This is a genomic window from Pseudoalteromonas sp. PAST1, from assembly GCF_021532515.1.
GTDB lineage: Bacteria > Pseudomonadota > Gammaproteobacteria > Enterobacterales > Alteromonadaceae > Pseudoalteromonas > Pseudoalteromonas simplex.
The window spans coordinates 31,778-46,767 of record NZ_JAKGBH010000034.1; the positions used below are offsets into that span (position 1 = coordinate 31,778).

The 14,990-nt window shown below is 41.6% G+C and carries 9 protein-coding genes; 4 read left to right on the top strand and 5 right to left on the bottom strand.

Annotated elements, in window-relative coordinates; translation table 11 throughout:
• Position 1 precedes the first annotated feature (1 nt).
• The 3 genes from L1272_RS15985 to L1272_RS15995 all read left to right on the top strand — a co-directional run bounded on the left by L1272_RS15985 (position 2) and on the right by L1272_RS15995 (position 5,769).
• On the top strand, positions 2-3,079 hold the full coding sequence (locus L1272_RS15985; protein WP_138601366.1) for an efflux RND transporter permease subunit: 3,078 nt from the start codon (positions 2-4) through the stop codon (positions 3,077-3,079).
• An 84-nt stretch (positions 3,080-3,163) separates the two neighbouring features.
• Positions 3,164-5,062 (top strand): DUF294 nucleotidyltransferase-like domain-containing protein, encoded by a 1,899-nt coding sequence (locus L1272_RS15990; RefSeq protein WP_138619468.1) that lies wholly within the window; start codon positions 3,164-3,166, stop codon positions 5,060-5,062.
• Positions 5,062-5,769: a 3'-5' exonuclease gene (locus tag L1272_RS15995; protein WP_235373837.1), complete on the top strand. Its 708-nt coding sequence runs from the start codon at positions 5,062-5,064 to the stop codon at positions 5,767-5,769. The genes L1272_RS15990 and L1272_RS15995 overlap by 1 nt, the downstream gene beginning before the upstream one ends.
• 107 nt (positions 5,770-5,876) lie before the next feature.
• On the opposite strand, the gene L1272_RS16000 is transcribed toward L1272_RS15995, so the two are convergent.
• The 5 genes from L1272_RS16000 to L1272_RS16020 form a co-directional block, all read right to left on the bottom strand.
• Positions 5,877-7,451 (bottom strand): BCCT family transporter, encoded by a 1,575-nt coding sequence (locus L1272_RS16000; RefSeq protein WP_235373838.1) that lies wholly within the window; start codon positions 7,449-7,451, stop codon positions 5,877-5,879.
• 332 nt (positions 7,452-7,783) lie between these two features.
• The gene (gene asnB, locus L1272_RS16005) at positions 7,784-9,451 is read right to left on the bottom strand and encodes an asparagine synthase B (protein WP_138619474.1); all 1,668 of its coding nucleotides are present in this window, start codon (positions 9,449-9,451) and stop codon (positions 7,784-7,786) included.
• Between the two features lie 368 nt (positions 9,452-9,819).
• Positions 9,820-10,755 (bottom strand): biotin-dependent carboxyltransferase family protein, encoded by a 936-nt coding sequence (locus tag L1272_RS16010; protein WP_235373839.1) that lies wholly within the window; start codon positions 10,753-10,755, stop codon positions 9,820-9,822.
• Positions 10,752-11,420, bottom strand: a complete 669-nt coding sequence (gene pxpB, locus L1272_RS16015; RefSeq protein ID WP_054553782.1) for a 5-oxoprolinase subunit PxpB — start codon at positions 11,418-11,420, stop codon at positions 10,752-10,754. The genes L1272_RS16010 and pxpB overlap by 4 nt, the downstream gene beginning before the upstream one ends.
• A 152-nt stretch (positions 11,421-11,572) precedes the next feature.
• Entirely contained in the window at positions 11,573-13,096 is a 1,524-nt protein-coding gene (locus tag L1272_RS16020) for a leucyl aminopeptidase (protein ID WP_235373840.1), read from the bottom strand.
• Between the two features lie 157 nt (positions 13,097-13,253).
• Between L1272_RS16020 and msrA the strand changes: the two genes are divergently transcribed.
• Entirely contained in the window at positions 13,254-14,531 is a 1,278-nt protein-coding gene (gene msrA / locus L1272_RS16025; protein WP_235373841.1) for a peptide-methionine (S)-S-oxide reductase MsrA, read from the top strand.
• Positions 14,532-14,990: the final 459 nt, after the last annotated feature.

Here is a 14,990-nt window from a genome sequence, read left to right on the forward strand (position 1 = left end):
GATGAAACAGCAACCTATGATGGAAGACTTGCCATCAATGGCGATACGTCGCCCTGTTTTAATTGTGGTACTTAACTTACTCATTATTATTGCCGGTATCGCTGCAATAGCAGGGGTTGAAGTACGTGAGCTTCCTGATGTTGATAGACCACGTATTACTGTATCAGCGTCTTTCCCTGGTGGTTCACCGGAGACCGTAGATACCGAAGTAACTAGCAAGCTCGAAGGGGCAGTTGCGAGGGTAAGTGGTGTAAAGTCGATTCGTGCTCAAAGTGAAGAAAACAATGCTCGTATTGTGGTTGAGTTTCGCCCCGGTGTTAATTTAGATGATGCTGCAAACGAAACGCGAGAATCGGTAGCCCGTGTGCAGCGAGAGTTACCCGAAGAAGTTGAACGGGTATCAATTATTAAAGCCGATAACGATGCCGAAGCGGTTGTATCGTTAACGGTATCAAGTGATAGCTTATCCCTTGAGGCGTTGACAGAGCGTGTTGATGTTGACTTAGCCCCGCAGTTTTTAACCATTCCTGGAGTTGCCGATGTTCGCTTAAATGGTGACCGCGAACGGGTGCTTAGAGTGCGTATCGACCCACTTAAGCTAAGCAGCTTTAACCTTACGGTACCAGATATTGCCAACGTACTTCGCCAAGCTCCCTTTGATGTACCTGCGGGTAGTTTAAAATCAAGCGATCAACAGGTGATCGTTCGTGCTGATGCAACGTCAATCTCTGCTGAACAAGTAGCCGATATCATCGTTCGAGATGATACCCGTATTGGCGATGTTGCGGCTGTTTACTTTGGCCCAGCTGATCCGCGTTCGTTCGTGAGGCTGAATGGTACACCTGTGATTGGTATGGAAATTATTCGTCAGGCGCAATCTAATACCATTGAAATTTCAGATGAAGTGCTAACTTTAATCGAACGTATGCGAGTGCGTTTTCCTGAAATGGAATTTACTTTAACCTCTGATGATGCTCAGTTTATCAGAAGCTCAGTTGATGAAGTTATTAACTCACTTTTACTAACCGTGCTGTTAGTGGTGATCACACTGTGGGTGTTTATTGGCTCATGGCGCGCAACGCTGGTTCCTGCATTTGCGATACCTGTTGCATTAATTGGCTCTTTAGCACTTATTTGGGCGCTTGGTTTCTCAATTAATATTCTTACCTTGCTTGCACTCGTGTTAGCTACTGGCCTAATTGTAGATGATGCCATTGTGGTAAGTGAAAACATACAACGTCAGCGGGGCTTAGGTCTTGGTCGTCGTGCAGCTGCAGTGGTTGGTACCCGTGAAGTTTTCTTTGCTGTTGTGGCAACAACCGCCGTATTAGCTGCGGTGTTTGTGCCTATCGCTTTTTTACCATCAACAGCAGGGCGACTATTTAGAGAGTTTGGTGGGGTATTAGCTGGCGCTGTGATCATTTCAAGCTTTGTTGCGCTGTCTTTGGTCCCTGCGCTGACATCAAAACTGAAATTAAAGCAGGGCGGTTTTCATCCATTTGCAAAAGTTGGCCATGTGTTAGCCGCTGTTTATAAGCGCACAATACACGGTGTACTTGAGCATGCATGGATTACCTTCTTTGCATGCTTGTTGGTTGCTGCAGGCTCTGGGGCACTGTATTTCAATCTAGATAATGAGCTATTACCAACAGAAGATCGCGGTAAAATTCGTATTTTTGCTCGTGGTCCAGATGGTGTAGGCTTGAACTTTATGGACAGACAAGCGGTGCAAATGGAAGATATCTTACTGCCGTATGTTGAAAGTGGTGATATTGAGTCTATTTACACTGTGGTTGGGCAGTGGGACCCAAATATTGTATTTATTACTGTGCCGCTAAAACATTGGGACGAACGTCATTTTAGTCAGCAAGAAATTATCAATAAAATACGTGAACCTTTAGGTAATATTCCTGGTGCGGCTGGTTACCCAGGTGGTTCAAATAGTTTGAACTTGCGTGGTCAAGGCGGTGGTATTGAGCTTGCCTTATTGGGCCAAGACTACCTCGAGATATTTAAAGCTGCGCAAGACTTTTCTGCTGAAATTGAAAAAGCAGTGCCAGAAGTGGCACCTGTGCGTATTTCATATCAGCCGTCACAGCCACAATTACGGGTTAATATTGATAGACGTCGTGCTGAAGAGCTTGGCGTATCGCTCAGTGATATCTCCGTAACGTTACGTGCTGCAATCAATGGTGATGATATTGCCGATTTAAACATTGGTGATCAATCAATCCCGATTATGTTGCAAGCACAAAACCAAACTATCACTAACCCAAGCGATTTAGCTAACTTGTATGTTGGTGGCCGTAATGGTCAATTAGTTCCATTAAGTAGTGTGGCAACCATTACTGAAGAAGGTGTTGCAGCAGAGCTTGAGCGCCACGCGCAGCGCCGTGCTATTGAACTGAGCATGGAAATGCCAGAGGGCGTAACTATTGCTGAGCTGGTTACAAAAATCCGTGATATATCAGAGCAATCTCTGCCTGCGGGTATCAGCTTGGCGTTTAAAGGTGAGGCATTAACCTTTGAAGAAACCGCCAATGAAGTATTAGTGACCTATGTATTGGCCTTTTTAATTGTTCTTCTGGTATTGGCAGCGCAATTTGAAAGTGTGAATAGTGCAATCGTTGTTATGATCACTGTACCATTTGGTATTACATCAGCAATTTTAGCGTTATATCTAACAGGTACATCATTAAACATTTACTCGCAAATTGGTTTAGTGATGCTGATTGGTCTAATTGCTAAAAACGCCATCTTGCTGGTGGAGTTTGCCGACCAATTACGTGACCAAGGCCGCTCGGTTAGAGTGGCGGTAGAAGAGGCCGCACTAGTGCGCCTTCGTCCAATCGCGATGACACTGGTTTCAACTTTATTAGGTGCATTACCACTTATTTTATCTACCGGTGCAGGGGCTGAGGCTCGTAACGCGATTGGTTGGGTAGTATTTGGCGGTTTAGCACTGGCGGTGTTATTTACCCTCTATTTAACGCCTGTTATTTACCTTGGTTTAGCTCGCTTTACTAAACCAAGAGGTGATGAGTCGAAACTTCTGGCTGAAGAGTTAGAAAAGGCTTAATCCTACTTAATTGGCTATTTTTTCTTTGAAAAAATAGCCAATTACCCTCACAATTAAATCAAATGTTTAAAACTAGGTACGCGTATGCAAGCCGAACACGTCGATATCGCCCAATTTCTTTCTGATCACGCTCCCTTTGATGATCTTCCTGAAGAGGCGGTAAATAAACTCGCATCACAAGTAGAAATCGCTTATTTTCGCGCAGGCACTGAAATACTAAATTATGGCGAGGATATCGCTGATTTATTTGTTATTCGAACAGGTGCTGTAGAGATATATCGTCGTGATGGTGATTTATACAACCGTTTAACTATCGGCGGCATTTTTGGGCAAATGGGCCTTCTGATGAACCGCAAAGTGCGCTTTCCGGCAAAGGCACTCGAAGACACCTTAGTTTATTGCATTAATGTTGAGTTGTTTAATCAATACTGCGACGAATACGAAACATTTGCTGATTTTTTTGAAGCCGATGGTAATGTGCGCCTTCACCAAGCAATTGTTGAACAGGCAGACAGCAACGATTTAACAACCGCCAAGGTTAAGTCGCTTCTTCATCGTGATGTTGTCACTGTGGCAAAAGATGCCTCTGTGCAAATGGTTGCGCAATTAATGACGCAAGAGTCGGTATCGTCTGTGCTGGTTACTGATGCCGATAAACCAATCAGTGATGATCCTGATGATGACGACGGCCAAGTTGTTGGCATTATTACTGACCGTGACTTACGCACCAGTGTAATTGCTGAAGGGTTAAGTTACGAAGCTCCAGCTGCGCAAATAATGCAAAAAGACTTAATACTACTCGATAGTAATGCCTATGTGTTTGAAGCTGTACTGGCCATGCTCAGAGATAACATTCACCACTTGCCTGTGGTTGTTAAGAAAAAGCCGATTGGCGTTATTTCGTTATCGGATATTTTACGCTACGAGTCGCAAAGTAGCTTATTGTTAGTGCGCGGCATATTAGCTCAGCAATCGGTTGAAGATTTAGCTCACTATGCAAGGCAATTACCTAATGTATTTGTTCGTATGGTTAACGAAGATGCTAACTCTCACATGATTGGTACCGCAATGGCTGTAATAGGGCGTACCTTCAAACAGCGTTTACTTGATTTAGCTGAAGAAAAGTTTGGCCCACCGCCGGTTCCTTATTGCTTCATCGCTTTAGGTTCAATGGCGCGTGATGAGCAATTAATTGTGACCGACCAAGATAACGCCATTATCCTTGATAATAGTTTTAACGAGGAATTACATGACGAGTATTTTCAGAATTTGGCTGATTTTGTTTGTGACGGTTTAGCTGAGTGTGGCTACAAATATTGTGAAGGTGAAATCATGGCGTCATTTAAAAAGTGGCGTTTAACACGCGAGCAGTGGAAAGAGCAATTTGCAGGTTGGATGGCCGAACCGAAACCGCAGGCTTTATTACATAGTTCGATCTTTTTTGATTTAGATGGTGTTTACGGTAAAAACAAATGGGCCGATGAGCTCAAACGCTTTATTGCAACAGAAGGGCGTAAGAATAAACGTTTCTTGGCAAACCTTGCTGCGAATGCGCGTAACAGAACGCCGCCTTTAGGTTTCTTTAAAGATTTTGTGTTAGAGCATAATGGCCAACACAAGCGCTCTATGAACTTAAAACGCCGCGGTACAGCGCCTTTATCTGATGTAATACGCGTGCATGCATTAGCGATAGGCAGTCGTAAACAAAATTCATTCGAGCGTTTAGAAGATATTATCGAAGCTAAACTACTTCCTGAAGGCAAAGCACAAGATTTACGAGACGCCCTAGAGTACATTGCCATGATCAGAATTAGACACCAAGCGTGGCAAATAGAAAAGCTTGATGAAGCGCCAGATAACGATCTTGAGCCTCATTTACTTTCTCCTTTTGAGCAGCGCAATCTTAAAGAGGCGTTTGCCATTTTAGATAAAGCGCAGAATTTCCTAAAATTCAGATACTCTGCTAACTCAGGGATGAAGTAATGGCAAAACAAGGGGCAAAACTTGATTGGCCGACTCGGTATCAAGAGTTATTAACACAGAGCAAACAGCCGTTAATCAAAGCGTTTTATGAATCAGCTATTTGTGATTTAAGCACACCAATTAGTGATATTCCCTTAGTAGCACTTGATTTTGAAACAACCGGTCTAAATTATCAAAATGACGATATCGTCAGTGTTGGTTTAATTCCATTTAATACCAAGCGTATTTTTTGTAAAGATAGCCAACATTGGATTGTTCAACCAAGGCGCAAGCTTGCTGAAGAGTCGATTGTTATTCATGGTATAACTCACTCAGAAGTGAGCGATGCACCTGACTTTTCAACGATTATGGCGCCTTTGTTAGCAGCATTAAAAGGCAAAGTGATTGTGGTGCATTTTGCTCCCATTGAACGGCACTTTTTATATCAAGCGTTGCAAGCCCGTTTAGGCGAAGGGCTTGAATTTGCCGTTATAGACACGCTAGATCTGGAAACGCGCGCACTTAAAGCAAAGCAGGGGTTACTAGGTCGACTATTTAATTCTAAGCTGGATTCTGTGCGCTTAGCTGACTCTCGCATTCGTTATTCGTTACCAGCGTATCAAAACCACAATGCACTTAATGATGCCACAGCCACCGCAGAGCTGCTACAAGCGCAAATAGCTTACCACTACCGCCCAGATACGCCACTCAGCGAATTACTAATATAGCGCTCGTAGCACCGACGTTATGTCGGGTATTTAAATTATTTGAGCAAAGCTTATCAATAAAAAAACGCCGCAAAAAATGCGGCGTTTTTTATTATTTCAAAGCGTATTTAGTGTCTTGGTTCTGTTCGTAAACCTAGGAGTAAACTCACACACATTAATAGCAATACAAAGGTAAACGGCAAGCCCGTAGATACGGCGCCGGCTTGTAAGGCCTCGATTGCTTGTGTGCCACCAATCCAAACAAGTGCAGCTGCAATTGCACCCTCGATTGTAGCCCAGAAAATACGTTGTGGCACTGGCGCGTCAACTTTACCACCAGCGGTGATTGAGTCGATTACTAATGAACCTGAGTCAGATGACGTAATAAAGAACACCAGTACTAGCACAATTGCAATGAATGAAAGCACTTGCGACATTGGCAGGGCTTCAAACATTTGGAACATAGCTAGTGGTACATCAGTTAAGCCTTTTTCACCAAGTACACCTACTTTATCAATCACTTGTTCAATAGCGATACCACCATAAATTGACATCCAGAAGATAGTCACAACAGTAGGAACTAGTAATACAGCAATTAAGAACTCACGGATTGTGCGGCCTTCAGATACGCGTGCAATGAACATACCTACGAACGGTGACCATGAAATCCACCAAGCCCAGTAGAATACAGTCCAGCCATGCATCCATGTTTCATCTTCACGACCATGAGGATTACTCAGTGGAATAATGTTTTCAACATAACCCATTACTGTATTAGGAAGGTTGCCAAATGCTGCAGAAAACCCAACAAGTGCAACAAATACGAGTAATACAAAAGCGATAAGCATGTTTACGTTACTAAGCAGTTTTACACCGCCGTCGATACCGCGAACAACAGAAATAACAGCTAGTAACGTCACACCAATAATAACGCCTATTTCTAAGCCAATTCCGCTATCAGTACTAAATACGTGATTAATACCAGCAGCGGCTTGTTGTGCGCCTAAACCAAGAGATGTTGCAAGGCCAAATAAAGTGGCAAGTACAGCTAGAATATCAATAAGGTGGCCAGGCCAGCCCCACGCTTTGTCACCTAAAATTGGGTAAAAAATTGAACGAATAGATAACGGCAAACCTTTGTTATAGCAAAAGAATGCGAGTGAAAGCGAAACAACCGCGTAAATTGCCCAAGGGTGTAAACCCCAGTGGAACATAGTTGCACCCATTGCCAGTTTAGCGGCTTCCGGCGTGTTTGCTTCAACACCAAGTGGTGTTTCGTACCAACCTGTAAAGTAGGCGACAGGTTCTGCGACGCCCCAGAACATTAAGCCTATACCCATACCTGCAGCAAATAACATTGCAAGCCAAGAAATACGCGAATGAGTTGGACGTGCTTCTTTACCACCAAGGCGGATATTACCGTATGGTGAAACAATTAACGCTAAGCAAAACAATACGAATAAGTTTGCTGACCACATAAAAAAGCCATCAAAGTTATTAATAATGTCGTTTTTAATTCCATTTAAGGTTGTTTTTGCTGTTTCAGCATCTGAAATAAGTGTTGCCACTAAAAATAGGGCAATTAATCCAGCACTAATGCCAAATACAGGGTTGTGCACATCAAAACCCCATTTTTGTACATTGTCCTGTCCGACAGTGTAGTCGGTATTGTCGATACTGTACTTGTCATGATGTTCGCTCATGAATACCTCTTGTTGTGATTATATTTAGCAGAGAGCTAAACGGCCGGTTGGCACAAGCTTGGCTATTACTATTTTTACGTATCAAACCCAAAAATAGTTTGTAGACTAATTAAATTTGTACCAAAGTTTAGTCTTTAGTGTAGGAGCTCGAAAAAAAATGTAAATGGTTTTGTCCCTAAACAGCCGAATAAATGCAGTTTTTTAGGTTTTTTGTTGTAATTGTGAACAAATTAGGCAGCGAAAGGAATAATGTGATGACAGTATTATTTCAAAGCAAATTATTTCAATTGAGAGGAAAGTGCTGCAAACACAGGGCTTGCAGCACAAAGTTACTACTTTTTGTAAGCGTCGTTATGAACGCCAGCAGCACGACCTGAAGGGTCAGCATTGTTTTGGAAAGATGCATCCCAAGCGAGTGCTTCAGGAGTAGAACAAGCAACAGATTTGCCATGCGGAACACATTTTGCGGCGGCATCACCAGGGAAGTGCTCTTCGAAAATACTACGATAGAAATACGCTTCTTTAGAATCAGGCGTATTGATCGGGTATTTGTATTTTGCATTAGCAAGGTCTTGATCGCTAACTTGTTCGTTCACATACTCTTTTAACGTATCAATCCAGTTATAGCCTACACCATCAGAGAACTGCTCTTTTTGGCGCCAAAGCACGTCGTCTGGCAGGTAGCCGTCGAACGCTTCACGAATAATGTGCTTTTCGATTTTACCGTCTTTACACATTTTCGCTTCTGGGTTGATACGCATTGCTACGTCTACAAATTCTTTATCTAAGAATGGCACTCGCGCTTCAACGCCCCATGCTGCCATTGATTTATTCGCACGCAAGCAATCGAACATATGTAGTTTAGAGACTTTACGGTTAAGCTCTTCATGGAACTCTTGCGCATTTGGTGCTTTGTGGAAATAAAGGTAACCACCAAATAGCTCATCAGCACCTTCGCCCGACAACACCATTTTAATACCCATGGCTTTAATTTGGCGCGCCATTAAGTACATCGGCGTTGAGGCACGAATAGTTGTTACATCGTACGTTTCGATGTGATAAATCACTTCACGTAGGGCATCAATACCTTCTTGAATGGTGAAGTGAATAGGGTGGTGAACCGTACCAATCATATCAGCTACTTTTTGTGCAGCTGCTAAATCGGGTGAACCCTCAAGACCCACAGAGAATGAATGCAGTTTTGGCCACCATGCATCAGACTCATCATTATCTTCGATACGTTTTGCAGCAAAACGTTGTGTGATAGCTGAAATTACCGATGAATCTAAACCGCCTGATAATAGAACACCGTAAGGTACGTCACACATTAATTGACGTTTAACAGCAGCTTCTAAGCCTTCTTTAACATCGCTTGATTTAGCTTCGTTGTCTTTTACTGCGTCATAGCTTTGCCAATCGCGGCTGTAATACTTACGAAGTTGACCATCTTTGCTCCACAAGAAATGACCCGGAGGGAATTCTTCAATATGTTTACAAATTGGCGATAATGCTTTTAATTCTGAGGCAACATAAAAGTTACCATGTTCATCATGACCTGTATAAAGGGGAATAATACCGATATGGTCACGACCAATTAAGTAGGCATCTTGCTCTTCGTCGTATAAACAAAACGCGAAAATACCATTTAAATCGTCTAAAAACTCAGGGCCTTTTTGCTTATATAAAGCCAAAATAACTTCACAGTCTGACTGAGTTTGAAAAGTAAAATCAGTTTCTAAGCTGGCAGCGAGCTCTTTGTGGTTATAAATTTCACCGTTAACAGCAAGGATATTTGTACGCTCAGGGTTGTACAAAGGCTGTGCACCACTCGATACGCCAACAATCGCTAGACGCTCGTGCACTAAAATAGCTTTATCTGACGAATACACGCCGGACCAATCTGGCCCGCGGTGCCTTAATAGTTTTGACATCTCAATTGCTTGGCTACGCAATTGAGCGGGATCAGATTTAATATCTAATACCCCAAAAATTGAACACATAGTGACTCCTCATTCCAAATATGTGCGCAGTTAACAGAATTTATATAACTGCGAATGTTTGTTTTAACAGAAATAATTACCTAAGTCACACAGGTTTTTTAATTAATTGAGAATAAAATATGCACCTGCGCTAACCTCTTTGCACCAGTATGGGGTAAGTGGTTAAAGGGTGAGCGGTTTAAATGCTTGATTTGTGCAAATTGGATGATAATGAGTCTGGAATAAAGGCTTTTGTTAGTAAATAATCTGCACTGCTTTGGTGCAAAGGAATGTATAAGGTTTTTACCTTTCTAAATGTATAGACAAGCTTTAAAGCAATGCGAGCAAAGACTTTCTTTGCTCGCTTTTTAAACACCAATAAATTAACGCTATTTATTAATATAGTTTAGTGCTATCGCAAGTTGATTTAAGTGCGCAGTGAGTTTTTCTTGTGCTGCATGGGCTTCTTTAAGTGTAACAAACTTAAAGTGAAGGAAATCACCGGGTTTTAATTGTGCAAAGTGACGAAGATCGGCTTCGATCACGGTACCGAGCAATGGGTAACCACCCGTTGTTTGCGCATCGTTTAATAGCACTATGGGTTCACCATTTGGCGGAAGCTGAATACAGCCAGGAGCGACAGCCATAGAGAGTAATGAAACATCATGGCTGATATCACACTCATCACTTAATAGCCGTGTGCCCATGCGGTTACTATTAGGCGATACATGCCATGAATGATTTATAAAGTTAACGATGGTGTCTTTTGGTAACAGTGCTGCATGTGGTGCGGCATGAATACGAATTTGTGTACTTTTAGGTGGTAGCATAGCGCCTAAGCCAATTTTGGTATTGTACCTTGGCGTTATATCAAAACTATCGCCAGCCTGTAGTGCTTGACCGGTCAAGCCACCAAAACCTGCTAATATATCTGTTGAGTAAGAATCTAAAATTGGCTCAGGTAAATGCCACTCGCCGCCAATCGCAAGGTAACTTCTAAAACCATGACGCGCCGCATTAAACTTTAATACATCGCCTTTTTTTATGTAAAAGCTCCAGCCTGGTTCAACAGCATTGCCATTCACTGTGGCTTTCATATCTGTACCGTGCAGTGCAATGTAGTAATCGTTATCGAACTGAATTTCGGCAAGACCCAAAGTGATTTCAATAACGGGGTTGTTGTCGTCGTTGCCGACTAAACGGTTTGTAATAACTTGAGCATAAGGGTCAATGCACCCTGATTGTCCAATGCCTAAATGGCGAGATCCTGTGCGGCCTTGATCTTGTATAGACATTTGCATACCAGGTTTGATGATAGTGATCATTTTAACACCTCCTGAATAACAAACTCTAAAGTATCACCGGGTTCGATAGCACAAGGCGAGGCTGCATTGATATCAAATAGACGAAAATCTGTATGACCAATAATTTGCCAGCCTCCAGGGGAGCTTTCAGGGTAAATACCGGTTTGATTGCCGCCAATAGCAACAGATCCTTTTGGAACAGAGAGCCTTGGTTCAGCATGTCGAGGTGTGAAAAGTTGTGGATTTAAACCATCTAAATAAGCAAAACCGGGTTTAAAGCCTAAAAAAAGCACGTGGTATTTGGCACTGCTGTGCATTTGAGCAACATCATCAACAGACAGATTATGATGTTTAGCAACATGTGCTATATCAGGCCCATATTCACCACCATAACGAGTCGCAAGTTTATGATGACGTGAGTTAAAGTCAGTAGCTTTAAGTTCGTGCCATTGTTCAAGTAATCGTGGCAGCCAACCAGCAAGTTGAGCGGGCTCTTTCAGGTAAAGTGTTAAATTATTATTGGCAGGGACTACATCAACAAAGTCATCACTGCTTTGGCAATATTGTGCTAATGCCCATATTTTCTTTTGCGTAGTGAGTATGTCGCTTGCTGTTTCATAGGCATCAAAAAAGATGCTATGCGTAGTGAGCGCCATAATTTTAGGTGTACTTTTGGTCGTAGTCATTGCGTATCAATCTTATTATTATCCCTTAATGCTTATTAGCATATAGGCTGTTTGTTGATGATGTAAATGTGTCTTTAGTGTTAATTAGAAAAACTCAAGACAATCAAGTGGCTATAATAGTTTATAACCACTTGATAAAGTGCAATGTCTAATTACTGTGCGTTATTTAGTAACCAATTAGACAGTAAACGTACGCCATAGCCTGTACCGCCTTCAGCTAGTTCATCTTTTGCTTTAGAGTTTAGCGCGTTACCTGCAATATCAATGTGAACCCAACGTGTGTCACCGGCAAAGTTTTGTAAGAAACTCGCTGCTGTAGTAGCACCTGGGCCATGTGAACCGATGTTTTTAAGATCAGCAATGTCTGACTTTAATGCATCTTCATAACCTAGAGGTAAACGCCATAGGTTTTCATTTACTTGCTTACCCGCAATAGTTAGTTGCTCAACAAGAGTATCATCATCAGAGAAAACCGCCGCGTATTCATTACCTACAGCACGAATTTTAGACCCAGTTAGGGTCGCAACATCAACCATAATACTTGGCTTGTACTTGTCGCGGGCATACCACATTGCATCACTCAGTACTAAGCGACCTTCAGCATCTGTATTAACAATTTCAACACTTAAACCTTCGGCTGTTCTTACAACATCGCCAGGCGCAACAGCAAATTGCGATACCATATTGGCAGCCATGCCCATTACAGCAACAACGTTTGTGTCGGCTTTAGCCAGTGCCATTGCTTTAACAGTACCCAGTACTGCAGCTGCCCCTGCCATGTCTGATTTCATGCGGGCAATTGACGCGCCTGTTTTAAGGCTGTAGCCACCTGAATCAAAGGTAATACCTTTACCCACTAACGCGATAGGGGTGTTTTTATTACCTTGATAATGAGCAACCACTAAACGTGCACCTTCTTCGCTACCACGACCAACTGCTTCAAGTGCACCCATGCCTAGCTTTTTAATTTGCTTAGGCTCTAAAACAGTAATTTTAACACCTAACTTTTTAAGCTCTTTTGCCGCTTTAGCAAAATCAACCGGTGTCATTTCTGTTGCAACTTCAGAGGTTAAGTCACGTGCTAAAAATACACCTTGTTCAATGCTTTGTAGTAATTTATGGTTTTTGACCGCTTGGTCTAAATTATCAACATCTAATGTGTAGTTAACAACGTGGCTGTCTTGTTCTTTTTTGTATTGCTCAAAACGGTGGTCACGTAAATTTGCGCCATGTGCAAATTCTGCTGCATATTTAGCATTGATTGCGCTGTCTTTAAGCTCTGAAAAATCAAGGCTAACATTTGCTTGTTTAGCCGACTGCAATTTAGCGTGAACGTTACCACCTAGTTTTGCCATTTTTGCTGCATCTAGTTTTGGCTGCTCTCCTAAGCCAACAAGTAAGATGCGTTGATGGTCGCTACCGTTTGGTGCGATAACTTCTAACGTTTTGCCATAACCTGCTTTAAAGTCGCTAAATTCAATGACTTTATTTAGGTGAGTTTGGGTTTCTGGCTTTAAATAATTAAAATTAGCAACTTGGCTATCTGTATCTAAAAATAAAACTAGTGTGTTGTCGTTCGGTTTAATTGATTTTGCAAAAGTGAACTCTGCGGCATTCACTTGCGTAGCAAGTGTTAATCCTAATGTAATAGCAGATAAGCTGTGTGCAATTTTCATTTTTTAATATCCCAATGTTAAAAAGCTGTGTTTTACCGTAAATAAGGTTAAGAGTTAAATTGTTAGCGGTGAATCGCTGTTTACATGCGTTTAAGTTGAAATTATTAATACCTATACGCGGTCTGTCTTAAATACAGGCTTTTAAGAGGAAATTAGTATGACAATTAAGTCGATGTTACTGACACTATTCACTTGCAGTGCCATTTTTACCACCAGCCCAATTAAAGCTGAAACAATGCCAGATAACGCAACAGGGCATATTGAAACCATTGTGCTAGGTTCAGGTTGTTTTTGGGGAGCAGAAAAACGTTACGAAGCACTTGATGGCGTGTTGGATGCGGTATCTGGCTATGCCGATGGGCATGGTTTTAAAGCGACCTACAAGAACATAACACGTAGCTCGCGACGCTTTGATAAAAACAATTATGCAGAAGTTGTTAAAGTGACATACAACAGCAACGAGTTAACAACACAATCACTGTTAATTCATTATTTTGAAAATCATGATCCAACCCAGCTAAATCGCCAAGGTAATGATATTGGCACTCAATACCGCTCAACAATTTTGGTAAGTAATAATGAGCAACTCGAGGTTGCTAATACACTTAAAGATGAATACCAAAGTAAATTAACCGCAGCAGGCTACGGCAAGATTGTGACTGTGATAAAACCGCTTGACGCATTTTATGCTGCAGAGGATTATCACCAAGATTATTTAAAGAAAAACCCCAATGGCTATTGCCCTGATCATTCAACGGGCGTTGTATTCACACCAGTAGAAAAACAGCAGGTTGATAACACAGCCTTATTGGCAGGTAAGCAAATTGTAGTGATAGATGCTAAAGGTTATTGCCCATACTGTGAAAAGTTTAAAAAAGAGGTCGCTAATGAGTACATGGGGACAATTCCTATGACTTTCCGACATGCTGATCAACTTGATGGTTTAACGATTAAAACGCCGACTTGGGCAACACCCACGTTATTATTTATAGAAAATGGCGAAGAGGTTTATGGTCGCCAAGGCTATGTCAGTAAAGCTGAGTTTTACAAAGCCTTAGGCGCATTTAAACTAGGTGACAGTGAAGCCTTTAGAGTTGCATTTCATGCCAGAACAGACAGCCCATTTTGTAAGCAGTACGATATCTTTAAAAATACACCCGACGGTATTTTTATTGATAAGCTAAGTGGAGCGCCGCTTTTTGATACCCGAGATAGATTTAACTCAGGCACTGGCTGGCTTTCATTTACACATCCAGTTAAAGACAGTGTAACTATGCATGAAGACAACAGTTATGGCATGCAGCGTATTGAGCTTAAATCAAAAAGCTCGGGTATTCATTTAGGTCATTTGTTCCCTGGTGAAGGGCCAAGAGGTAAAGACAGGTACTGCATTAATGCAACAGTGCTTGATTTTGTGCCAAGAGATGAAACTTAAGAAGTTAGAACTTATTTATAGCCAGCTTTCAGAGCTGGCTTTTATATTAAAAGCTACCTCATACAATTCTTTATTAACATAAAGTTTATATTTCAATTAATAACAATAAAATATTATTTTAAATATAGATTTCAATCATACCTTCTTATTTTTATAAGCTATTGACTAGTTAATTTAAACCATAAATTACCAGTTATATGAAAAGTCTGATCGTACCTTATATAAAAACAGTTTAAAATGCGGTATGAATACAATAGTTCATTTCATGGAGGGTAAATGAATAAACAGCAATTAAATGATATTTCGTTACAAAAAATTTGGATTGGTGAGCTCCCGAATTCAGATAATAAGTGCACCACTCATGGTTAAACGGTGAGAAGAGATCAACTGCCTGTTGGTGGTACTCTGTAATCGCCAAAAAACAAGAGTAGATACCATGAGTTACAAGCAGTTGATCGA

Bases quoted from the DNA above. Each gene is read 5' to 3' on its own strand.
- msrA (WP_235373841.1), top strand. From the start codon at position 13,254: ATGACAATTAAGTCGATGTTACTGACACTATTCACTTGCAGTGCCATT.
- L1272_RS16000 (WP_235373838.1), bottom strand. From the start codon at position 7,451: ATGAGCGAACATCATGACAAGTACAGTATCGACAATACCGACTACACT.
- L1272_RS16020 (WP_235373840.1), bottom strand. From the start codon at position 13,096: ATGAAAATTGCACACAGCTTATCTGCTATTACATTAGGATTAACACTT.
- pxpB (WP_054553782.1), bottom strand. From the start codon at position 11,420: ATGACTACGACCAAAAGTACACCTAAAATTATGGCGCTCACTACGCAT.
- L1272_RS15990 (WP_138619468.1), top strand. From the start codon at position 3,164: ATGCAAGCCGAACACGTCGATATCGCCCAATTTCTTTCTGATCACGCT.
- L1272_RS15985 (WP_138601366.1), top strand. From the start codon at position 2: ATGAAACAGCAACCTATGATGGAAGACTTGCCATCAATGGCGATACGT.
- asnB (WP_138619474.1), bottom strand. From the start codon at position 9,451: ATGTGTTCAATTTTTGGGGTATTAGATATTAAATCTGATCCCGCTCAA.
- L1272_RS16010 (WP_235373839.1), bottom strand. From the start codon at position 10,755: ATGATCACTATCATCAAACCTGGTATGCAAATGTCTATACAAGATCAA.
- L1272_RS15995 (WP_235373837.1), top strand. From the start codon at position 5,062: ATGGCAAAACAAGGGGCAAAACTTGATTGGCCGACTCGGTATCAAGAG.